Source organism: Citrobacter sp. C1, assembly GCF_014596895.2.
Classification (GTDB): Bacteria; Pseudomonadota; Gammaproteobacteria; order Enterobacterales; family Enterobacteriaceae; genus Citrobacter; species Citrobacter gillenii.
Genome location: NZ_CP115036.1, coordinates 43,538 through 66,069 on the forward strand (window position 1 = coordinate 43,538; position 22,532 = coordinate 66,069).

The 22,532-nt window shown below is 53.9% G+C and carries 21 protein-coding genes and 3 pseudogenes; 7 read left to right on the forward strand and 17 right to left on the reverse strand.

Annotation, left to right across the window (positions count from 1 at the left end):
- The first annotated feature begins 145 nt into the window (after positions 1 to 145).
- Positions 146 to 1,321: a tetracycline efflux MFS transporter Tet(Y) gene (gene tet(Y), locus IB214_RS24370; protein WP_011931119.1), complete on the forward strand. Its 1,176-nt coding sequence runs from the start codon at positions 146 to 148 to the stop codon at positions 1,319 to 1,321.
- A 15-nt stretch (positions 1,322 to 1,336) separates the two neighbouring features.
- Here the strand turns inward: tet(Y) and IB214_RS24375 are convergent, their stop codons facing one another.
- The 5 genes from IB214_RS24375 to IB214_RS24395 form a co-directional block, all read right to left on the reverse strand.
- On the reverse strand, positions 1,337 to 1,609 hold the full coding sequence (locus tag IB214_RS24375; protein ID WP_208536440.1) for a hypothetical protein: 273 nt from the start codon (positions 1,607 to 1,609) through the stop codon (positions 1,337 to 1,339).
- A 161-nt stretch (positions 1,610 to 1,770) separates the two neighbouring features.
- Entirely contained in the window at positions 1,771 to 2,607 is an 837-nt protein-coding gene (locus IB214_RS24380) for an aminoglycoside O-phosphotransferase APH(6)-Id (protein WP_000480968.1), read from the reverse strand.
- Positions 2,607 to 3,410 (reverse strand): aminoglycoside O-phosphotransferase APH(3'')-Ib, encoded by an 804-nt coding sequence (aph(3'')-Ib, locus tag IB214_RS24385; RefSeq protein ID WP_001082319.1) that lies wholly within the window; start codon positions 3,408 to 3,410, stop codon positions 2,607 to 2,609. The genes IB214_RS24380 and aph(3'')-Ib overlap by 1 nt, the downstream gene beginning before the upstream one ends.
- A gap of 62 nt (positions 3,411 to 3,472) precedes the next feature.
- Positions 3,473 to 4,602 (reverse strand): IS3-like element IS1133 family transposase gene (locus IB214_RS24390; protein ID WP_085959879.1). Its coding sequence is split into 2 segments (ribosomal slippage): positions 3,473 to 4,356 and positions 4,356 to 4,602, totalling 1,131 coding nucleotides; the frame shifts between segments, so codons are not numbered across the junction.
- Between the two features lie 108 nt (positions 4,603 to 4,710).
- The gene (locus IB214_RS24395; protein ID WP_000904906.1) at positions 4,711 to 5,325 is read right to left on the reverse strand and encodes a recombinase family protein; all 615 of its coding nucleotides are present in this window, start codon (positions 5,323 to 5,325) and stop codon (positions 4,711 to 4,713) included.
- Positions 5,326 to 5,450: 125 nt separating this feature from the next.
- Here IB214_RS24395 and IB214_RS24400 point away from each other — a divergent pair.
- The 4 genes and pseudogenes from IB214_RS24400 to IB214_RS24415 form a co-directional block, all read left to right on the forward strand.
- A pseudogene (locus tag IB214_RS24400) lies at positions 5,451 to 6,830 on the forward strand (DUF4158 domain-containing protein); the annotation flags it as partial.
- A gap of 592 nt (positions 6,831 to 7,422) precedes the next feature.
- Positions 7,423 to 8,070, forward strand: coding sequence for a recombinase family protein (locus IB214_RS24405; protein WP_117343933.1), 648 nt, complete (start codon positions 7,423 to 7,425; stop codon positions 8,068 to 8,070).
- A gap of 564 nt (positions 8,071 to 8,634) precedes the next feature.
- Positions 8,635 to 9,516 (forward strand): RepB family plasmid replication initiator protein, encoded by an 882-nt coding sequence (locus IB214_RS24410; RefSeq protein WP_117343934.1) that lies wholly within the window; start codon positions 8,635 to 8,637, stop codon positions 9,514 to 9,516.
- A 484-nt stretch (positions 9,517 to 10,000) separates the two neighbouring features.
- A complete protein-coding gene (locus tag IB214_RS24415) occupies positions 10,001 to 10,768 on the forward strand; it encodes a TraX family protein (protein WP_117343935.1) in 768 nt (255 codons plus the stop codon).
- Between the two features lie 22 nt (positions 10,769 to 10,790).
- On the opposite strand, the gene IB214_RS24420 is transcribed toward IB214_RS24415, so the two are convergent.
- From IB214_RS24420 to IB214_RS24445, 6 genes are all read right to left on the reverse strand, one after another.
- Positions 10,791 to 11,021: a DUF2767 family protein gene (locus IB214_RS24420; protein ID WP_117343940.1), complete on the reverse strand. Its 231-nt coding sequence runs from the start codon at positions 11,019 to 11,021 to the stop codon at positions 10,791 to 10,793.
- 833 nt (positions 11,022 to 11,854) lie between these two features.
- Positions 11,855 to 12,763, reverse strand: coding sequence for a plasmid replication initiator RepA (gene repA, locus IB214_RS24425; RefSeq protein ID WP_117343936.1), 909 nt, complete (start codon positions 12,761 to 12,763; stop codon positions 11,855 to 11,857).
- A gap of 624 nt (positions 12,764 to 13,387) precedes the next feature.
- Positions 13,388 to 13,936, reverse strand: a complete 549-nt coding sequence (locus IB214_RS24430) for a DUF2726 domain-containing protein (RefSeq protein ID WP_170975984.1) — start codon at positions 13,934 to 13,936, stop codon at positions 13,388 to 13,390.
- Between the two features lie 32 nt (positions 13,937 to 13,968).
- Entirely contained in the window at positions 13,969 to 14,292 is a 324-nt protein-coding gene (locus tag IB214_RS24435; protein WP_137366872.1) for a hypothetical protein, read from the reverse strand.
- Between the two features lie 88 nt (positions 14,293 to 14,380).
- The gene (locus IB214_RS24440; RefSeq protein ID WP_348939702.1) at positions 14,381 to 15,184 is read right to left on the reverse strand and encodes a DsbA family protein; all 804 of its coding nucleotides are present in this window, start codon (positions 15,182 to 15,184) and stop codon (positions 14,381 to 14,383) included.
- Positions 15,185 to 15,220: 36 nt separating this feature from the next.
- The gene (locus IB214_RS24445; protein WP_348939716.1) at positions 15,221 to 17,353 is read right to left on the reverse strand and encodes a conjugative transfer relaxase/helicase TraI domain-containing protein; all 2,133 of its coding nucleotides are present in this window, start codon (positions 17,351 to 17,353) and stop codon (positions 15,221 to 15,223) included.
- Between the two features lie 535 nt (positions 17,354 to 17,888).
- Between IB214_RS24445 and IB214_RS24450 the strand changes: the two genes are divergently transcribed.
- Positions 17,889 to 18,374: a cytoplasmic protein gene (locus tag IB214_RS24450; RefSeq protein WP_104652332.1), complete on the forward strand. Its 486-nt coding sequence runs from the start codon at positions 17,889 to 17,891 to the stop codon at positions 18,372 to 18,374.
- Positions 18,375 to 18,651: 277 nt separating this feature from the next.
- Here the strand turns inward: IB214_RS24450 and IB214_RS24455 are convergent, their stop codons facing one another.
- The 6 genes and pseudogenes from IB214_RS24455 to IB214_RS24480 form a co-directional block, all read right to left on the reverse strand.
- Positions 18,652 to 18,774: a Hok/Gef family protein gene (locus IB214_RS24455; protein ID WP_225988692.1), complete on the reverse strand. Its 123-nt coding sequence runs from the start codon at positions 18,772 to 18,774 to the stop codon at positions 18,652 to 18,654.
- A pseudogene (locus tag IB214_RS24460) lies at positions 18,722 to 18,871 on the reverse strand (DUF5431 family protein); the annotation flags it as partial. The pseudogene IB214_RS24460 and the gene IB214_RS24455, both read right to left, overlap by 53 nt.
- A 232-nt stretch (positions 18,872 to 19,103) precedes the next feature.
- A complete protein-coding gene (locus tag IB214_RS24465) occupies positions 19,104 to 19,247 on the reverse strand; it encodes a hypothetical protein (RefSeq protein WP_164496629.1) in 144 nt (47 codons plus the stop codon).
- 383 nt (positions 19,248 to 19,630) lie between these two features.
- A complete protein-coding gene (locus IB214_RS24470; RefSeq protein WP_223240416.1) occupies positions 19,631 to 19,732 on the reverse strand; it encodes a Hok/Gef family protein in 102 nt (33 codons plus the stop codon).
- Positions 19,698 to 19,823, reverse strand: a pseudogene (locus IB214_RS24475) (DUF5431 family protein); the annotation flags it as partial. The pseudogene IB214_RS24475 and the gene IB214_RS24470, both read right to left, overlap by 35 nt.
- A 56-nt stretch (positions 19,824 to 19,879) precedes the next feature.
- Entirely contained in the window at positions 19,880 to 20,956 is a 1,077-nt protein-coding gene (locus IB214_RS24480; RefSeq protein ID WP_096926336.1) for a LacI family DNA-binding transcriptional regulator, read from the reverse strand.
- Between the two features lie 269 nt (positions 20,957 to 21,225).
- On the opposite strand from IB214_RS24480, the gene IB214_RS24485 reads away from it, so the two are divergent.
- On the forward strand, positions 21,226 to 22,491 hold the full coding sequence (locus tag IB214_RS24485; RefSeq protein WP_096926337.1) for a maltoporin: 1,266 nt from the start codon (positions 21,226 to 21,228) through the stop codon (positions 22,489 to 22,491).
- Positions 22,492 to 22,532 lie beyond the last annotated feature (41 nt).

The following is a 22,532-nucleotide window of genomic DNA, read 5'->3' on the forward strand; positions in this document are numbered from 1 at the left end:
TGCGTCTGTGTGTCTGGGGAACTATAGCCACTTCATAACGGTCTCACGATCCAATTTGGTCATTTTATTGCATTACCTCTTGACAATTTATCGTTGATAAAGTTTTTTATCGCCAACTTATCAATGATAAATAAAAGTCACATCTATGTCAAAATCACTTATAACCGCACTCATTGTTGTCGCGCTTGATGCGATTGGTTTGGGATTAATCATGCCGGTGGTTCCGGCTTTATTAAATGAATTTGTACCGGCAGAGCAAACAGCATTTCACTATGGTGTTTTTTTATCGCTTTATGCGTTTATGCAGGTCTTTTGCGCGCCCGTTTTAGGGCGGTTATCTGACCGCTATGGACGGCGGATTATTTTGCTGGTTTCATTTTTAGGTGCCACGATTGATTATAGCATAATGGCGGCAGCGCCTGTTTTATGGGTGCTTTATATCGGCCGGATTATCTCAGGTGTTACCGGAGCAACTGGTGCAATCGCGGCATCAATTATCGCTGATACAACTAAACAGGAAGAACGTGCGCGTTGGTTTGGTTTTATGGGGGCGTGTTTTGGTGCAGGTATGATTGCAGGGCCTGCTATTGGCGGTGTTCTTGGTGATATATCTGTGCATGCGCCCTTTGTGGCAGGGGCTCTTCTCAATGCAATTGCCTTTTGTTTGGTGGCTTTCTTGTTGCCCAAAACGCCGTCACAACCGCCTGAAGGACAGCCAGCCAAAATCAATTTGTTTGAAGGCTTTCGCTTCAATTTTGCAGTTCAGGGACTTGCCAGCTTTTTTGCGTTGTTTTTTCTTATGCAGCTGATTGGGCAGGCGCCCGCCGCTTTGTGGGTGATTTATGGCGAACAGCGCTTGAATTGGGATATTGGCACAGCAGGTGTGTCGCTGGCCGTTTTTGGTGCAGCACATACATTCGTACAAGCTGTTTTAACCGGCACTCTTTCAAAGCGACTGGGTGACCGCGGTGTGTTGCTGCTTGGAATGGGCGCTGATATGTGCGGGTTTTTATTGCTGGCTTTTATCACGCAAAGCTGGATGGTTCTGCCGGCAATTTTTATGCTGGCCACAGGCGGCATTGGTATGCCTGCTTTGCAGGCCATTATTTCAGGTCTTGTTTGCGATGAAAAACAAGGTGCTTTACAGGGAACTTTAACGGGGTTGACGAATATAACCTCGATTATCGGGCCGGTCGGATTTACGACGCTTTATGGCTTAACCGCGGGGCAGTGGGATGGTTGGGTTTGGCTCGTCGCAGCAAGCCTTTATCTTATTGCTATACCATTATTGCGCCAGTCAGCCAGTTTATTGCGATCTTAAAATCTTGGCGGGAGATCAAGCAATCCCGCCAATAAAACCGCTGAGTTCATCAAGACGCACCATTGCCATGCGCATGGTGCCACGGCAATTTTGAGCTTTGCAGCGTGCGCGTCGTTCAACTTCGTCCAAATATAATTGCTCGTGTCCTCGAATTGAGCTGATCATTGCCTTATTGATATAAACAAGGCGGTTACATTTCTTGCAGGTCATTTCTAATCTTTGATGGTCTGCAAGATCACTGGCTTTATAGCGGGTTTTCCAGTTTCCGGGTGGGGATGCCATTTTCATCACCAGAAGTCTTCAGGTGAGGGAATACGGACATAGCTGATTTTACCGCCCACATGGGGTCGTTTGCGGGAGAGGGCGAAATCCTACGCTAAGGCTTTGGCCAACGATATTCTCCGGTAAGATTGATGTGTTCCCAGGGGATAGGAGAAGTCGCTTGATATCTAGTATGACGTCTGTCGCACCTGCTTGATCGCGGCCGCGATAGCTAGATCGCGTTGCTCCTCTTCTCCATCCGCGTTCCAAGCTGCGGAAAGGCACCCATAAGCGTACGCCTGGTCGAGCAGGCGACGCGGATCGACGTCCAGCGCACGAGAGAATGCGTCCGCCATCTGTGCAATGCGTCTAGGATCGAGACAAAGGTCGTCTCTGTCAGCCGGATCGTAGAACATATTGGCGGCGCCAAAGCCCACTTCACCGACCAGACCGACGGGATCTATCACCAGCCAGCCGCGACTGGAGAACATGATGTTTTCATGATGCAGATCGCCATGTAGCCCACGCAGTTCCGAGGCATTGCTCATCATTTGATCGGCTATAATCGCCGCGTGGACGTAGTCAGTTTGACAACCTGCGTTTTGATCATCGCGCGCCCGCTGAAACAAAGCTGCAAAGCGATCCCGGATCGGGAGAAGGGCAGAAGGCAGGGGTTCCTCAGATGCGGCATACAGCTTCGCCATTAGTTCCGCTGCAATTTCGGTCGCCTGGTAGTCGCCGTGCTCGGCAACGATGTGAGAGAGCATTCGCTCCCCGGCATATTCGAGCAACATCAGATTGTTCTCACGACCGAGCAACCGGACTGCTCCCCTCCCATTGCGCCATACCAGATAGTCGGCCCCGCGCAGTTCATCAGCAATGTCTTCTATAGGTTTCAATCCCTTGACGATTGCAGGAGTCCCGTCTGGCAATGAAACTTTCCAAACGAGGCTGGAAAAGGTGTCCGCAATGAGAACAGGTTGCGAAACGTGCCAATGAGCAGGAAAAACAGGCGGCATGAACATCAACCCCAAGTCAGAGGGTCCAATCGCAGATAGAAGGCAAGGCGTTCGCGGTCGGGGGCTTCGATCCCCAATACATTGAATAGGACAGCGAAGGCGCGCTCTGCTTCATCTGGCGCTGCCCAGTTCTCTTCGGCGTTAGCAATCATGAGTGCCAAATCGGCATAGCGATCTGCTGTTCCGAGCCGCCCAAGGTCGATCAGACCCGTGCATTGAAGAGTTTTAGGGTCCACCATGAAGTTCGGCATGCAGGGATCACCATGGCAAACAACCATATCGGTGCGCTCTTGGTCGAGCCGCACCGGTAGCTCTCGTTCGACACGAGCCAAAAGATCGAGCTGCGGCGTACTCTTGTCCTCGTCCGGTAAGAAGTCGGGATTGACGGCATTGCGGGACACCACATCAACGGCGCGTCCGAACATTCGCGACAGCCTGCGCTCAAACGGACATTGATCAACCGATAGGCTGTGAACAGCGCCAAGTTGCTGCCCCATTGACGGCCACGCTTTGAGCAAATCCGCTCCAGACAGATCAGCCGCCGGTACTCCCGGAATTGCCGTTATCACCAAGCATGCACCCTCCTGTTCCTCCTGCCAGTTGATCACCTCGGGGCAAGCCACACCTCGACCTTTGAGCCAAATGAGGCGGTCACGCTCTCCAGCGAGCTCACCGCGGCGGGAAGCAGGTGCGATTTTCGCGAAGGCATGCCCGTCACCACGTCGAAAAACAAAATCACCAGATTCTCCGCCTCTGACAGGCAACCAGTCAGAATGCGATTCACCAAAAAAAATATTAGTTCGATTCAATGGAGGTTCCTTCAGTTTTCTGATTGGTCTTGCACCGGTTGTGTTCCGGTCTATCTCTCATTTTAAGCGGCTTTTTTCTCAAATGCCACCGGCGATTTCCAGCCGAGTGTTGAATGTCTTCGGCGTGGATTATAAAAGCCATTTATATATTCGAAGATTGCAATCTCAATATCTCGCCTTGTTTGCCAGTGTCTGCGCCAAATCAACTCAGCCTTTAATGATTTAAAGAAGCTTTCTACTGCGGAGTTATCAAAACAATTGCCTTTCCCGCTCATGGACGGCAGCAATTGATGTTTGAGCAGTAGCTTTTGATATTCATGAGCGCAATATTGGCTCCCACGGTCTGTGTGTTGAATACAACCCGGTGGTGGTTTGCGTAAAGCCAACGCCATATTCAGTGCCCTTAATGCAAGATCCTGCTTTAATCGATCACCTGTTGCCCAGCCAATCACGCGACGGGAATACAGGTCAAGGATAACAGCAAGATAGACCCATCCTTCTCTGGTCCAAACATAAGTGATATCGCCTGCCCATTTCTGGTTGGGTGCGCTTGCGCTAAAGTCTTGTTTTAATAGGTTCGGTGCAATGTTGAAGGTATGATGACTATCCGTTGTCCGTTTGAATTTACGCGTTCGAACAACTGTAATGTTATTCTGGCGCATCAAACGTCCAACCCGACGCTGCCCAACCTGCAGGCCCAGCGCTTTCAACTCTTCTGTCATACGCGGCCTACCATAGCTCCCCAAACACAACCGATGCTGCTCACGTATATGCGCTAGAAGTATAAGATCACGACGCTGGCGCAGTGATGGAGGACGGCGTTTCCATGCGCGTAAACCACGATCTGTTACGCCCATCAAACGACATATGCGTGAACGTGAGAGAGAGCCACGGTAATCCGTAATAAACTGAAATCTCACAGCTTTTGTACTGCGAAAAATATTGCTGCCTTTTTTAATATCTCCCTCTCCTCCCGAAGGATACGGTTCTCTTTGCGTAAACGTTCATTCTCACGCAGAAGATCAGTGTCTTGGGTAGGAATTTTAGTTTCATCGGAAATTGATGCGATCCATTTCCCAAGCGTGGAAAGCCCAATACTTAAATCTGACGCAACTTGACGGCGTGTTAAGCCACTAGTGAGTGCTATGCGAACTGCATCACGCTTAAATTCATCACTATGCTTTAATGACATATATGGTCTCCTTGATAACAAATAATGCTCTCAAAAAGACCGGAACGAAACCGAGGCAAGACCAGATGAAGCGCGGAGGTGGCTCAACCTGCGAAAAGAAACGAGTTGCTACGTAAGTCCGAGAACATGCTTTCCATGGTCTCTGAGCTCGCCTTTGGGACCGACATATCGGTAGAGAGTGACGCGCTCGATGCCGAGTTCCTTGCAGAGATCGGAAACTGAAGTATCGCGCTGGGCCATGGCGGCTTGCGCGAGACGCACCTGAGCTTTGGTGAGCGCGAATTTTCGTCCGCCCTTGCGACCGCGCGCTCTCGCGGAGGCGAGACCCGCCATGGTGCGCTCTCGGATCAGATCCCGCTCGAACTCGGCCAAGGTGGCGAAGATTCCGAACACCATGCGACCGGACGCAGTCGTGGTGTCGATCTGAGCGCCCTTTCCAGTCAGAACCCGCAGGCCGATCTTGCGGTCTGACAGCTCCTTCACCGTGTTGACCAGATGGGCAAGCGATCGTCCGAGGCGATCGAGCTTCCAGACCACCAGCACATCGCCGTCACGCAATGACTTGAGGCAGGCAGTCAAGCCAGGGCGATCATCACGACCGCCGGAAGCAAGATCATCATAGATATTGTCCCGTTCGACACCTGCGGCGCGCAAGGCGTCGTGCTGCAGGTCGAGAGACTGCGAGCCATCGGCTTTGGAGACGCGGGCATATCCGATCAGCATGTATCACAAACGTTGGTTTGAGGCGGCGCTTCGGCCACGATTGCATTGACCTCTGGAAATGTATCTCAACCAGCTTCATAAACAAAGCGTCTTGAACGCTATCAGATTTTGAAAAAGGAACATGTATGCCGCGTCGCGTCACTCTAACCGATCGGCAGAAAGACGCGCTGTTGCGCTTGCCGACTTCACAGACGGATTTGCTCAAGCACTATACGCTGAGTGATGAAGACCTTGGGCATATCAGGCTGCGTCGGCGCGCTCACAACAGGTTCGGCTTCGCCCTGCAATTGTGTGTCCTGCGCTATCCCGGCCGGGTGCTGGCTCCAGGCGAACTGATCCCTGCAGAGGTCATCGAATTTATCGGAGCGCAGCTTGGCCTGGGTGCCGACGATCTCGTAGACTATGCTGCCCGCGAGGAAACACGGCACGAGCATCTTGCCGAGTTACGGGGGCTCTACGGCTTCCGCACCTTCTCCGGACGTGGTGCGAGCGAGCTGAAGGAATGGTTGTTCCGAGAAGCCGAGATGGCGGTGTCGAACGAGGATATCGCCCGTCGCTTCGTAGCCGAGTGCCGACGCACCCGCACTGTCCTTCCCGCGACATCCACGATCGAGCGGCTTTGTGCCGCGGCTCTCGTCGATGCCGAGCGACGCATCGAGACGAGGATCGCCAGTCGGCTGCCTATGTCGATCCGAGAACAGTTGCTGGCATTGCTCGAGGAGACGGCTGATGATCGGGTGACCCGTTTTGTGTGGCTGCGCCAGTTCGAGCCTGGCTCGAACTCTTCGTCGGCCAACCGGCTGCTCGACCGGCTCGAATATCTGCAACGCATCGATCTCCCCGAGGATCTGCTTGCCGGCGTTCCTGCCCATCGGGTGACTCGTCTGCGCAGGCAGGGTGAACGGTATTATGCCGACGGCATGCGCGATCTCCCGGAGGACAGGCGGCTTGCGATCTTGGCTGTTTGCGTCTCGGAATGGCAGGCGATGTTGGCCGACGCAGTGGTCGAAACCCACGACCGGATCGTCGGCCGTCTCTACCGTGCTTCGGAGCGTATTTGCCATGCAAAGGTCGCAGACGAAGCGGGGGTGGTGCGTGACACCCTGAAATCCTTCGCCGAGATCGGGGGCGCCCTGGTCGATGCACAGGATGATGGCCAGCCGCTGGGCGATGTCATCGCGAGTGGGTCAGGGTGGGACGGCTTAAAAACCCTTGTTGCAATGGCAACCAGGCTGACCGCCACCATGGCCGACGATCCGCTCAATCATGTGCTCGACGGTTATCACCGCTTCCGCCGATACGCTCCACGCATGTTGCGCCTGCTCGATCTGCGAGCTGCGCCCGTTGCACTGCCGCTTCTGGAAGCGGTGACGGCCCTTCGTACCGGTTTGAACGATGCCGCGATGACCAGCTTCTTGCGGCCCAGCTCGAAATGGCATCGCCACCTTCGGGCCCAGAGGGCTGGCGACGCTCGCCTATGGGAGATCGCGGTGCTGTTCCATCTGGGGTCAGTTTGGAGAACGGAAATTTTTGTACGTTAAGCGCATTATTTAACCAATTGAGCTACGCAAGGGTTTGATTTAGCGCCAGCTCTTATCGCTTTTAAGTTGTCGCTTATGGCGTATCGCATTTAGGTTATCAGATTAGGGCATATCCCCTTAAAATCCCCGTATAGCGCGGGAGTACACCCAACTGCTATAGGTAAGCCTGTTCAAAAAACAGGCTTACCGTACAATAATTCTCTATATCCAAACTGACCCCAATTAATGCCTCGCTCTATAACCTTCAATAATGCACCAAGAATGTACAAAAAATGCCATCCATCCAGGTCATTTCGGTACTATCGGAAAAAGTGTCCAGAAAATATTTCTGGTGATCGTATTTAATTTTGTTGACCCAGAATGCAAACCATGAGTCTGTTCAGAGCTTGCATCTGAGCAGGCGAAGGGTTGGGCAAGCCCGACGGGCGCGTCAGCCTGTCACATTGAGGTATGCTTTATATGTACCATCTAAAAAGATACCGACTGATATTATTGTGACCACATAAATGATACCATCATAAACATTACCACTTAAATTTTACCAGAAGGGCGAAAAATGTTCGTTTTTGGTTACCTCCGGGCATCCACATCAGAGCAGAATGCCAGCCGGGCAAAAAATGCACTGAAGGCTTTTGCAAACCAACATGGTCACCGTATCGCTGGCTGGTATATCGATAATGTCTCCGGTACAACAATGAACCGCCCTGAACTGATCAGGCTTCTTGGGGATGCGGAACCTGGCGATGTCATTCTCATTGAACAGGTCGACAGGCTTACCCGCCTGGATGATGCAGGCTGGGAAACACTCAGAAAGCAAATCACCGACAAGCAGTTGGCCATCGTCAGTCTTGATCTACCGACCAGCCATCTGGCGCTATCCAGTACAGTAAGTGATGACTTTACCCGAAGCATGCTGAAGGCCGTAAATAGTATGATGCTGGATATGCTCGCCGCTATTGCCAGAAAAGACTACGAAGACCGTCGACGTCGCCAAGCAGAGGGAATCAGTAAGGCTAAAGATGAAGGAAAATACCGGGGCAGGGTAGCAGATGCGCAAAAACATGAACTGATACGCACTCTGCGCCTAGTCAACGGTAAATCACTGCGCGAAACAGCTCGCCTGGCTGGCGTTTCAAAAATGACTGTCATTAGGGTCTGCAATACTCAGAATGTAGAGACTGAGACGGCTAATACCATAGATTAATAACGTAATTCAATACTCCGGAAGGATATGACATGAATGATATTCCATTTGTTACGTTCACGGGGTCTGAAGGCCAATGGAACGGAAACGTACGTTTGTGAAGTAACTATCTGATATATAAAAACATAATGGACATAGAAAAATGCCCTGAAAATGGTGTCTTTTTAATCGAAAAATGGCATTTAACGGACAGTGTTGTCTACTAATCGATTTTTCAGACGTTAATTTTTAGCTTACCGTACGTCTTCGGACGGTTGGCCATCAAACCCCACTGCCGGTTCTGCTTTTCCGGCCAGCAACACCACCAGTTGTTCGTTATCCACTGGATAGATTAATAATAAAGATCAAATAAGGATCACAAGCAGATCAATAAGGAATAACGATCGCTACAGGCCTTTAATGGCGTGCCTCTCAGGCGATTTGGATACACTGTAGAGGGTTAAAGATCCATTATACCGGGTAAGTGATACACTGTACCGGGTACATTATCCACTATACCGGGTGGATCTAATCCATTGTACCGGGTAGCATTCATGTATTGTCCACACCTGTCAGATAACTAATATGCCTATAAATAACAATGAGATAGCTTTAGTTATAGAAGAAACCAGTAAGGATTCAGGGGAAGTTATTCACCTTCTTCCTACACTACGGCAGACCATACAACCGAAGGTTCTTTTGCGTCTGGGCGTGTTTGTCCCAACGTTAAAATCCACTGAAAAGGGTGGAAGAACGAGCCACAGCATCGACGCCACAGAATCGCTATCAAGATTATCCATTGTAGAGGGTGAAGGCTATAACCAGATTCAGATCTACGGGCCGCGGCTGGACATGGATACCGATTTCAAGGTCTGGGTAGGCATTGTCTATGCATTATCGAACAAGAAACTGAGCCACGATGGCCAGCTCGAGCTGAATTTCCCCGAGTTTGCAAAATTCTGCGGCATCGAGAGCAAGCGTATTGACCGGCAACTTAAAGACCGTTTTGACGCTTCATTAACGCGCATTGCAAGGACAAACATTAGTTTCATAAAGCAAATACCCGGTACAGACGATCACATTACGATAAACATGCACCTCGTAGAATCAACGTATTACGACAGCTCGACCGGCACTATTATCATCAAACCGAACGCTAAGTTGAATACACTGTACCGGGTAGACGGCAAAACCAGGCTGTATCTTAAGTCACTGCAAAAGCTATCGCGTAAAGAGTCTGCCCAAGCGCTGTATCTGTATCTTGCAGAACTGCCGGCGACATTTTATCGGATAGGTTTCGATCGTCTGCGCGAACGCCTCCAGTTAACTTCACACCTTGGCAATCAGAATGCCACTGTCAAAAAAGCGCTCCAGCAGCTGAAGGACATTGGATTTCTCGAATACTCTGTCGAGAAAGAGAACGGTGATTACGTTCTGAACATCCTTAAGCGCAATCCAAAACTGTGAGTTACCCGGTATAGTGGATATCCATTGTGTCGGGTAATGAGCCTATTAATAGCTGTACCAGACACGATTTTGGTTCGAACCCAAACTGCCCCCTATCCGCTGGCCGCTGTTGAGTGAAGAAGAATATGCTCTCAGGAACGGTGGCGGGGAGTTGCCAGGGGCATAATATTGATACGGTAACCGATCACTGGTATTACTTGTAACATACTGAATAAATTAAGTTTACTCTAAATGTATTCCTTCCCGTGCCGATAATTAAAGGGTCAGGAGGGAAGGGTTATGAACGATTTTCATATTTTAAGTCTTTGTGTTCAGAATAAGGATGTGGCAGGCGCCATGCGTGTGCTGCGGGATAAATCAGAGTTTGCGGCACGCAAAATTCTGGAAAAATTAAAGGTTCGCGTGACGTCACAAACAGGCAGGGCATTCTGGCATCATGTTCAGGGCTGGCTGCTGATGGCGTGCCGTCAGGAGAATACACCGAATGAATCACGCTGTTCCCGGCCTTCTTCGACCCCTTCAGACACAAGGGCAGATCAGTCCTGCTGCCCTGGATATGGTCAAAGTGCTGGCACTGATCGCCATGCTGGCCGACCACATCAACACCCTGTTCCTGACGCCCAGCAACCTGCTGTTGTATGCGGCTGGCCGGATGGCCTTCCCCCTGTTCACGCTTATCTGGGCGATGAACGCGCAGCGCACACCGGAACGGCTCCAGGTGAGGGCAAACCGTCTGTGGATATGGGCCGTCATCACCCAGCCTGTATTCAGCCTGGCTTTTGCGCATCACCAGCCGTGGTGGGCACTGAACATCCTTTTCGTGTTCGCAGGTGTCACGCAACTGCTTGCCCTTCAGTACCGGTTCGGAAAAAAAGGGCTGATGGCTGGCGTACTGCTGTTGGTCGTCCTGGCCTGGCCGCTGAGTCCGGCCAGCTACGGGCTGGCGGGTATGGCTCTGGCCACCGGCATGGTCATCGCCACGGGCGGGCAGTCGTCCGCCGTGCAGCGTACGGGGGTTATCGTGTCAGGGCTGTCACTGTGCTGTCTGAACGGGGTATCGCACCTGCTGAGTCTGCCGGCAGACTCGCTGCTGTTCGCCACCCTCCCCACACTGGTTTTCCCCCTGATGGCCATTTCCCTGAGCATTCAGCTGTGCCCGGAGGGCTGCCCGCGCTTCATGCCACGACATTTTTTCCACATCGCCTATGCCGGCCATCTGCTGGTCCTGCTCATCCTGATGCAGCTCTGGTGAGAGAGCCCCCGTTTACGGGGCGTCAGCGAGTTCCCGGAATGCGGGGTCCCTGCTCCAGCAAATCAATGGCCAGCTGCAGATAAAGCACCTGGTCCGGCGCCCATTTCCCGGTTTCGGCCAGTTCACAACGCAGTACCATCACAATGTTTTCGCTTGTAGCGTTGTGTCCTGCCTCCACAAGTGAAAAAACGATGCTGCCCACGACCTGGCACATTTCTTCATGCTGGCGCCGGAACGCTTCTGAATAGTCCATCCTGTTTTCTCCACTGCGAATCTGTTCAACATTACGGCACATGCTCATTATGCCGCGCAGCGGCATGGAGACGCCAGCAGAAGTCACGCTGAACGCCGTCGATGGGAGGCGTCGTGACCGGCGCAGCCGTTACGGACTGATAGTTTCTGCCTTGCCCACCCCATTCCCTGCCAGGCCAAATCCACTAAAAGCCACTTCGGTTGCCGGTGTGCGCCGTCGGAGTGGTCACGACAAGGCATAGCCGCAGTCGGGGCGTATCTCCGCGTTAGCGGGCCGTGAGGGCCGCTTACGGGCGTGTACTGAAAACTTCCCGCAGAACCACCTACAGCGACACTGAATTCTAGTTACAACATCCCTTCTAAAGCGAGGGTGTTTCGGCCCTTCGGGCCGGGGCGGCGTCGGTTTAGCAGGGGTAAGGGGTGTGCTCTGGGGTGGGTTTCTGCGACACCGGGGCCCGGCGCTGGCGACGGGAGGTACTTTTGTCCTTTTTTCTGAGCGCGCGGCCGGGGGCCGCTGCAGGCGAAGGCATTACCGGTTTTCCCCGTTATCCACAGAAGTTATGCAGTGAACAGGAGGTATCTTTTGTGAATATAAGTAAAGGGTGAAACCCTGAATATTTTGCAGGTATCTGAATATCAGTTGCAGGTAATCCTTTTTCCCTGTTTGCGGATATATGTGGATAAACGAGCCGGTATGGCATCCCCTACGGGAAATCACGCAGGCTGTTGCAGGAAAAGGGATACATTCACGGGGCTGGTGTGCAGAAAACAGGCAGGGATAATGTCGGGACGTGAGAAGGCCTCCGCCGTCAGGCGGATAAACCAGAAAAGGGGTCAGTGCGGCGGGGACGCGCCCGGGATGGCCAGGTCGACCAGCTCCAGCTGGTACAGCTGTGACCAGACCATTTTCTCAAACTGGCGGGGCGTCAGGTGCTGCGTCCGGCCCTTCAGACTGCGCCAGAGCTGCTCTGACACCTGGCGCTTGCGTTCATCAAAAGGCAGGTCAGACAGTTTCTGGCGCATTTTCCCTTCGATGGCCCGGGTCCGGCGGCTGAGAAGGGTCTGATGCCGGCAGCGTTCGTACCAGCGGCGGCGGGCGGCTTTCAGGGACAGGGTTTCGCCGGGCTTCAGCTGGCCATCGTCGATGGCCTGAAGACGCATCTCCTGCTCCGCGCGCAGCCTGTCCATGTTCACCCCGGTCAGCTGCCAGCCTGCGTCAGTGATAATGACGTGTTTCGGAAAGCGGCAGCCGTTCACGCAGTCCCATTCCGCCGGCGGGCATTCGACCACCCCAAAGCGCTCCAGCTCGTGGATCAGGCGCGAAACGCGTGACGTTGTCACAGCCTGCTCCTCAATGATGTGGTCATCCGCATCACGCGGGCTGAGCGCGGCCGCCAGGGCAGAGACATTGATGGTCACCACACTGGTGGCCAGATCGACTTTGTTGATGAACAGGATGAACAGCGCATCCAGCAGCTGCCGGCGCTCCGGACGGAATGCCCGCCGGCGGCCGGCAGTATTACGCAGGAACACAAAGACGGGATCGGCAGAAACCCGGCGGCGCACCACCCACTGACCGGTGGTTTTATCCCGGCTCATCAGGTTACGCAGGGCACGACCGTGCTCCCGGCTTAAGGGTTTGTAGTGCGACGGCCGGATATAGACCGGGGCCGGGCATTTACAGGCCGTGGAATGAAGGCCACGGGCACGCCTGTCGGCGCGGGGGATCAGTATTTCATTCACGCCGGCCTGTTCTTATGGCGGCCGGGTGTTGTTTTCTATGGTGCATGCGTTATAATCCTTCACAGGCAACGCGCCTGCTTTTGGACCCCCTGATATCTGACGTTCCGCCAAGTTCGTGACAGATATCGGGGGGTTTGTGCATTCAGGCTCCGGGAACTCCCGTCACCTGCTCCTGAGCGTCTTTCCGGACACGCTCCCGTCCATGTTCCTGCTTCCGGAAGTCCGCATTTCTTCCGAAAAACGTTCTGCCACCTGCCAGCCTCACCACAAAGCCGCCCACATAAATTGGGGTCAGGTCACAAAACTAAACTGAATCAACAGAATGCCCCACCACAAGACACCTGAAGATGCTGACATTCTACCTTCTCACACCTGAATTTGCCATACGAAATGATCCCGGATCATGGTGGGATACCGCAGGATCGACAGCAAAGAAAAGGGACAGACGGGAAAGAAAAAACATCGCAGCGCTCGCCGCAGGGTCAGACCTCTGGTCTGACTGAGGAAGCGCCAGGGCGCAAAGGCCGGCCCGGGCAGGAACGCACCGGGGCCACCTGACAGCAATTTCTGGCGGGAAAAGGCTGTCAGTCCCATTACCGGTACGTGACCGGGGCGGTCACTGACTCAGCTGCGCGGGCAGCCGCCGGTACTCTGTAAGGCAAGAAATTCAGCGGTCATTGTCTGCAGCGCCTGACTGTCACGGTTTCTCAGCAGCGGAATACCGGCCTGGCGCATGACCTCATTCAGCAGGATATCGCGCCGGCGACGGCTTTTTTTCAGGTGCGAGGCATCATCCAGCTCCAGCGCGGCCACAATCCGGAATGACAGCCGGTCCACGATGACCACATCACAGTGCCACCTGGACACCAGGCTGAACAGTTTCCACCACGCCCGGCTGCGCGCCCTGACGCGGGGGGCTATCTGCACAATATCGGCCACCCGCACCTGCGGACACAGATACCAGCGATTCATGTCCACGGTGCGGAACAGTCCCTGCATAAAATTCACTTCCCGGTCCGTCATCAGGTGTGCCTGACGCGCCAGGAATACGCCGCCGGCGATGAGATGCTCTGTTTCTCCCGGCCGGATGCCCGCCTCCCTCAGTGTTCTGATGAACGGAGACTGAGGGCTGTTCGCTTTTATCACGCGGAAAAATAGCGCCAGCATGACCATCAGCGGGAGGATAAACCACAGAATGGTTGTATTCACGGGTGCTCTCCTTCGCCGGCGGATGTGGTGTTCCCGGGCACGGTCCGCAGCTCCGGGTGGTCAGCAGGGACGCTCAGGGAGAACCCGGCGGAGAACAGCCAGCCGTCCAGCGTGACCCGGTTTTCAGGTTCGTCAGGCGCACACAGCGTAATGCTTTGCGCTGTAACGTCTGTGATTTCAAAGTTTTCCTCCGAAAGAATGCGGATAAGGTCATCACGTGAACGGATAATGCCCTGCCCCACCAGGTTTCTTAGCGCTCTTTTTAAAATTGCGCAGGCTTCTTCGTTTTCTTTCTGACTGTCTCGGTTGTCTTCTGACATGCTCTTTCCTTATCTGACCGGACCGTTGTGCCCCCGGGCGACACGGTCCCTGGCCTGTGTCATGCGGCCGGCTGGCCGCGCCTGATGATTACGGTTTCGGATTACCCGCGGCGGTATTAATTGCCCTCTGCAGGGTATCTGCGCGGGTAAGTCCGGGGATGACGGTCACCCTGCCGGCACGGGCCCCGGCAGAAGGAAGTACCACCAGGGCAGGCGTCCCGCTGAAGCCCAGTTGCTGCGCCAGCGTCTGAATTCCGTCCAGCGTGCCCTGTACATCAGCCGCCTGCCCGGCGTCGAAATTCACGGCGGTTGCCGCCGCACGGATATCGTCATCCGTCAGCCGGCCCTCGTTATGGCCGGTGGCATACAGTGTGTTGTGATAGTGAAGCCAGGCCTCAGCCCCTTTCTGCAACCATAGCTGCAGCCCGGTTTTCGCTGCACGCCCGGATTCCGGCCAGCGCGTCTCAAATATCGGGAGTGCCTTGAACACAAAACGCACGTCCGGGTTGGCCGCCATGACTTTCTGGAGCACCGGAGCCAGTCGGGCACAGTAGATACACTGGTAATCGAAGAATTCGACGACCGTCACCTGCGCATCAGCGGGACCATACGACGGGGTGCCTTTATCATCCAGCAGTGCCCCCTGATGCTCAGCGACAGCCGCCGTCATGGCCTGCATCTGCCTTTCCTGCTGCTGTTCCTGCAGTTTCTGGCTGACGTTAACCAGTACCTCCGGATGGGCGACGAGGTAGTCTGCGGCCACTTCGCCAATTCTGGCCTCCTGCGCCGGTGTGAACACCGGCTGAGGGGTTGCTGCGCGTGCTGTCGGACCAGAAATGATGAATGTTGTAACTATTAGTGAGGCTAAAACTGTTCTGCTTGTGCTTTTCATTTGCATATGCCTGATTTCATTGTGGTAGAGGCTGGATTAACGTTCTTTCTGGATGGTACGGCTGAGGGTCTGTTCTTCGTATTCCGGCATCCGGCCACGTTCCTGCGTGTCTGTCTGCCGTGCTATATCCCGCTCATTACGGGCAAGTTCAGTCACCTGACGGGAGACACCGGAAACCTCAGCAACGCGTCCCGCATCGTGCTCCTTATCGGTACGTCGTATTCTTGCGAAATCACTGTCAGAGTTTCCCTCTCCGCCCGCAATCCTTCTGAGTGTATTCTGGTCCGGTTCAGGCTCACCCTGTTGCCCCTGCATATCGTTAAAAGAGGCTCTGACATTCAATTCCTCTTCGGCGGGGAAAACAATCCTGCCAGGTATCTGTTCCGCTGTTTCGCTGCCTGCTTTTGCTGCGCTGATGGCCAGATTTTCTTCTGCGTGACGACGCTCTGCTTCCTGTTCTTTTACCGTACTGATGTCCACCGGGGGGCTCTCTTCATTCCGTAAATTGTCCGTCCCGGGCAGGGCAATTTCGCTGTCTCTCTGGCTGATGATTTGCACTCTGCTTTCTTCGACCTCCCGACGCTCGCCACCACTGATTTTGAGCAACTGAGCCGCCACGGATTCATCCCCGGTCTGCCACACCACACCGTCCTGCGGATGAGTACGGACAGCGTCGAGCGCGGCGGCCAGTTCACCGACCACACGGGTGTGACCCGACCGGCTTCGCTGCAGCAGCGCCCCGCGCCCCCGCTCACTCATCACCATCCGGGTGTCACCCTGCGTCAGTCTCCCCTCCGGGCTGGCAACCAGTGAGACCAGTGCCAGACCGGCACCTTTACCGTTGTTGTCGTAAACAGGCAGGGCCAGTGCGGGCTCCGGGAAGCGTCGCGTCGCCGGGATAATTTTCGCCGTCAGCGACGTCTCCTGCATTCCCTGATGCCGCAGCCAGGCCCGCCCGATGGCGGTCTTACTGACGGGCTGCCCCATTGACCAGATGGCTTTCGCCTGTTTACGCTGCGTCTCCGGGGCCAGCGCATCATGGGCCGTTTTGATATCACGTTCCGGGGTTTTCACCGCCCGGACCCAGTCCGCTTTCCCGTCGGTATAAATCTGCACATGCTCCTTCACACGCGATGCGGAAATATAGAAGGCCCGACGAGTGGCCAGCATCTTACGCCCGGCGTCCGTACCCTCCAGTGAAATAACGTAATCCGTGCTCGCCCCCTGTGCGCCGTAGCCCGTCACCGCCCAGCCATAGTCGATATGCTGCTGAGCACGGACCGCCTTCGGGTTAATGATGATGCGGCCTTTTTCTGACGTCAGGCGGATATCCCCTGATTCGCTGACAGACTCCACGGTATAACGCTGGTTACCGGTCTGTCCCTGCTCGCGGTCCGTGAGCGTAAATTTCAGCAGGTCACCGGCCCGGACTTCCCTCTCCTCGCGCTGAAACAACTGTACATCGCCGGTGATAAGCTCCTTCGGTGAATACAGCCCGATATTGCCCTCTTCATCACGGACGGTGACCGTGCTGCCGTGCCGATCTACAGCCAGCACATCCTGATAGCGGTCGCCACGTTTCACCACCATTCCCGCCTGCCAGGCCTGCGTCTGGTTGAATTCATGGCGGGTGTAGGTGATTTTCTCCAGCACCGGCACCCTGACCGCCAGCCCCCCCAGCTCGCCCCGCGCGGTCAGCGTGTCATGAATGCCGGCATTCACCGCCCGGCGGTCAGCGTTCAGCTGCGTGATGATAAGGGTCCGCGCCCGCGCATCCACGGTCCGGCCTGTCCAGTCCGCCACAATATCGCCCACCGGCGTGGCCGTTTCCTGAAATGCACTGGCCGGGACCGGCACGCCAGCCTCACGTGCCACACGGTCAGCGGGCTGCGCTTCTATACGATTCAGGGCCGCATCGATACGGTTATCGATAATGTCATGCACCGCCCCCCGCAGGTGAACATCCTTCTGACGCACGATTTGCTTCATGATGGCCACATCCATCGGGCTGCGCTCCTGCATCAGCTTAAACGGTGCCCCGGAATCGACTGACTCAAACTGGTCAATATCCCCCATCGAGACTGCGCGGCCCTCCCCGGCAGCAATGGCCTGAAACAGGGCGGCCGTGTCCTGGTTACCCACCATCGAGGACTCATCGATGAGAAACACCTGGCCCCGGTAGTCAGGTTTTTCACCGCCTGCAAAAAGTTTCTGACGGCGTGCATTTCACCCCTTGGATGACGACCCGACGGTGCTACGACCAGCCCTGCGCGGGAGGACGCACAGGGTGATGGCCTCACCGGGGGAACAGGATGCACGCACCCGACACGTCGGAACGGCGTGGCGGCATTAAAGCGACGGCATCAGCCGGCGCGGTGGAGGCGACGCGACCGGCACGGTCGCTGTGAGCCGGGGGGTTGACCTTCGCCATCAGACCCTAGCGAAGCACGAACCCCGAAGGGATTCGGCGGAGACCGGCCGGTGCGCAGCAGCGGCCCTGGCGGAGTGGGGCTCGACGACTGGACCGCGCAGCGGGTCAGGAGCCGAAGGGGGCCATGTGTCCTGCCTGTTCGGTTACATCCCTCCATGAGCAGCTGCAGCGCGTCGCTGTGATCCGCACAACAACACGGCGCTTTGTATTTTGAATAAAGCAAATGTTAATGCTAACGTATGCATCCATTAGCATTTATTAAGGGACTAACTGATGAGAGATGCATCCACGACCGAACGCGCCCGATCCATTTTTTCCCGTAAATACACGTATACCAGAGAAGATCTGGCCTCTGATTACCAGGCTGAGCTTCTCAATTACAGCAATGAAAAATGGGAGTACCCCCAACGCGCTGCACGCCTTAGTGCTGCCGTAAAGCGCTACAAGTCCTTCAGAATGCTGTGTTTCATCTTTGAGATAGCCGATGAAACTGAACTTGATTTCACCCCCCTGATCGTAAAACGCCTGTGCAACCGTCTTTTCGGCAGATCCGGCAGCCAGGATATGATCGTGGATATCTTTGGACAAAAAGGTCGCCAGCACCGCAGTCGTGACAATTTGCCCTCAGTTATTGATGAAGTGGTTACCCGTTACCGCCTCGCAGCACATTCCTGCCAGTCTTCCATGCTGCATGACATTGAACAGGTCAAGAAGGACTACCAGGCCGGTATTAAAAAAGCCCGCCTGCAAACAGAATAACGCTTTCCTCTTTAATGCTAATGTACGCATCCATTAGCTTTACTTTATTTTTTAGTCCTACCGAAAAGGAAGAGAGCGACAAGCGCCGGAGGCGCTGCCGCCCTGCCCCGTTCCCCGGAGGGTAACTTTTCCTTTCGGGTTGTTCATGCGAGCGGTCGCCACCGGAAGGAAAAAGGGGCTACCGGCGAACCGGCAACCCCTTCATAAAGGCGCTTGTGGCTTGTCTAAACAATACCAGAATCCCTGAAAAGGCGGGGTTTCCCCCGCCTCCAGGTTGCTACTTACCGTTGGATTCGTAAGCCAGCACTGCAGCGACCTCCCTGTTTCCGTCCTTTAGCCGGAATTCGCATAAGCGATCCCGTGTAAGGCATGTGAATATTAAGAGCGTTAAACACACGATTAATACGCACCAGATAAGGGCGTTTCGCGGCAGTTTCATGGTTTACTCCTCCTTGCATTGAGCACGGTAAGAGGCCATACTGATGTGGTCTAGGCATACAGTGGGCCTCGTGGTTTGGTTAATGAAAATTAACTTTACTACGGGGCTTTCTTCTTTCTGCCACACAACATCCTTACTGCTAAAACATCATGAGGCAAAAAGCCTCAAGCGCCATCGCCATTATACCCCGGTGCCTGTTATCTGCCCAGGAATAACAGCCTGAAAACTGTATAAATCCTCACCTCTTTTCCGTGTCATTTTTCGACCGGCAGACCCGGCGCCTCCCTTATTTAAGCAGCCCGTTTTTCGCTAACGGCCGTCACTCCGGCGTTATACACCAGGCTAATCATGTTCTGTAACTGCTCCTGGTCATCCCGGGCCAGTCCTGCGTCCAGCCGGTACAGGATCTTCCCCATGGCGGCATGCCGGAACACGGTACCGCCTTGCTGCAAACTCCTGTCTGTCTTCCACACTGCATGACAATGAACTATTTAAGAAGGGCTATCAGGCCGGTAGCAAGATAGCCCGCAAGCAGACAGAATAATACTTAGGAATTCAATGCTATTGTACGCATCCATTAGCATTATTTTATATGATACTTGATTGCATGACCTGAAATGAAGAAAGTGGCAGGCACCGGAAGCACGGCCGACCTGCCCCATTCCCCGGAGGGGAACTTTTCCTTTCGGATTGTTCATGCGAGCGGTCATGACTGTAATGAAATAAGGGCTACCGGCGACCCCTTTATAAAAGAGCTTCAGGCATGTCACACCAATTCAGCTCCTGAAAAGGCAGAGTTTCGCCCTTCTCCAAATTACTACTTACTGAATTCGTAGGGAAGGACGGCAGCAACCCCCCGTTGTCCCTCCTTCAACCGGATCTCGCAGAACGATTTCCAGGTCAGGTTTGTGAATATCAATTGTATGAGTCACATTATCAGGACGCACCAAATAACGGTAATTCGCGTCTGTTTCATACCCTTCTTCAAGGGTACGTTTACGCTTGAGCATAGGACTCTCCAAGTGTGAGAATCCAACTTAATGGGTGCAATACAGTACTCTGAACGTTACATATCACCTATCTTATGCGCGATCTCGCGAAGCTGCTGAGCTAACACCTGCAGGTTTTTCCCCTTTTCCCCTTTGGGCCCGGTGGACTGACGCATCACCAATCGGGCGGGCAAAATCGACGACATGCGTAGGGCATTGTCTTCACCGCTGTTAAGAATACGGCGCACCGCCTCTTTGCCTTGCAGATCCAGATCGAGCGACACCGTGGTTAGCGCCGGGTAGAAAAACGAGCTTTCATAAGTGTCATCATAGCCAATTACCGACTTCTCGCCGGGGATAGAAATTTGATGCTGATGGAACGCGCTCAGTACGCCAAGTGCCATCTGGTCATTAGCTACCAGCACGGCAGAAAATTGAGCTGTTTCACGCAACATCTGCAGAGCACCGGCGTACCCGCTTTGCGCATCCCAGTTACCGCGAATGACTGAAGCTGGTTCCAGTCCATATCCCTTCAAGGTTTCGATCCAGCTTTTAAGCCTCAGCTGTGCCGACACGGAAGACTCAGGGCCCGCCAGCAGAGCAATATCCCGGTGTCCCAATTTGTAAAGATAATTGACGCTGGCGCGGGTGCCGTCCGCCGGGTTAAACGAAACGTTAAACACAGCACTATATGGGTCTACATCTAAGAACAGGCAGACAATATCATCGTTGTCTGTAGCGATTTTCTGCGCCAGTTCGGCCTCCAGCGGCACGTTAATGATCACTTTGCTGACCAGTTGTGATTTCAGTTCGTTGATGGAATCCTGAATACTATGATTGACGTTCTCATCAATCATTGAGATTAGCACCTGATATCCTTCCAGATTCGCGTAGCGTTTTACCGCCGCGGCAACCTGAGAGGGGGCGTGCAGGGCGAGCGAAATTGTCACCAGCCCCACGGTATGGCTCTGCTTTCCGACCAGTTGCTGAGCCAGCCGGTTTGGAACATACCGCAATAACTCTATGGATTTCTCCACCTTGTGGCGTGTGGCTTCGGATACATTGGCAGATTTATTCAGTACCCTGGACACGGTCTGATAGGAGACGCCCGCATGGCGTGCCACATCCTCTAACGTCGCGCTTTTCGACTTCATGGTCCGGTTCCTTATGTTGTTATGCGCTGATTGTAACAGGGGCGATGTAAAAAAACGCACACTGCGACCTTATCATGCGCTTAACACCGCAAAAAAGTATTACGATCACAATAGAAAACTTCGTGGCGCATATCATTAATCGTAACAAAATTGTCTATTTTATTTGTACTTAATCACACATTCACGATCATGCAATTGCCAGCCAACAGGTTTAGGCATTTTATTACCCCATATTTGTGAACGTATTACAAAACAATAAGAGGGTAACAATGAACACGACGATCCGCTCTGTATCTGTTGCGTTGGCTGCCGCGTTGGCGTCTCCTTCGCTGTTTGCAGCGTCTTCAGTACCGATTGATTTTCATGGATATCTTCGCTCCGGCGTGGGCGTCTCACGGGATGGAGGGATGGAGGAGTGGCAAAAAAATAAAATTGGCCGCTTGGGCAACGAAGCCGATACCTACGGCGAGCTCGAGCTGGGCTCCGAGGTGTACAAAAAGAACGACGTTAGCTTCTACCTCGACAGCATGGTGAGCATGGTCTCTGACGGTTCAAACGATAACGAAACCACGTTAGATGACGACGCTCAGTTTGGTCTGCGCCAGCTAAACCTGCAGATCAAAGGCCTGATCCCTGGCGATCCGAATGCGGTGATTTGGGGCGGGAAGCGTTACTACCAGCGCCATGACCTGCACATCATCGACACCAAATACTGGAACATTTCCGGCTCTGGTGCCGGTATTGAGAACTATACGCTCGGCCCGGGCGCCGTCTCCGTGGCCTGGATCCGAGGCGATGCCAACGATGTAGACTACCGCGTAGATGGCGATAGTGACGTGAATATCAACTATATCGACCTTCGCTATGCAGGCTGGAAACCGTGGGCGGGCGCATGGACAGAAGTGGGTATTGATTACGCCATGCCAAACCCCACCAATAAGCAGAAAGATTACGGCGGGCTGTATGAGGCCGACAACGGCGTGATGGTCACCGGCGAGATCAGCCAAGATATGTTTGGCGGCTATAACAAGCTGGTCCTGCAGTACGCTAACAAAGGTCTGGCACAGAACATGGTGTCACAGGGTGGCGGCTGGTATGACATGTGGAACTACGTGAACGATGCCACAGGCTACCGCGTGATCAATACCGGCCTGATTCCCATCACCGACAAGTTTTCCTTCAACCACGTGTTGACTTGGGGCTCTGCCGATGACACCACGCAGTACACCGACAAATCGCGACTCGTCTCGCTGGTCGGCCGCGCCCAGTATCAATTTACGGAATATGTTCGCCTGATTGGCGAAGTGGGCGGCTTCTACCAGGAAGATACCTATACCGACGGGTCGAAATACAAGCAGAGCGGCGAGAAGTACACCATTGCTCTGGGCCTGGCGGATGGCCCTGACTTTATGTCGCGTCCTGAGCTGCGCGTGTTTGCTTCTTACCTGAATGATTCTGAAAAAGGGCAATCCTTCGAAGATGGTACCGCCAATAACACTTGGAACTTTGGCGTGCAGGTCGAAGCCTGGTGGTAAGCTTTAGTTTTTAATATGCGTTAATCATTATTGTATCTCCA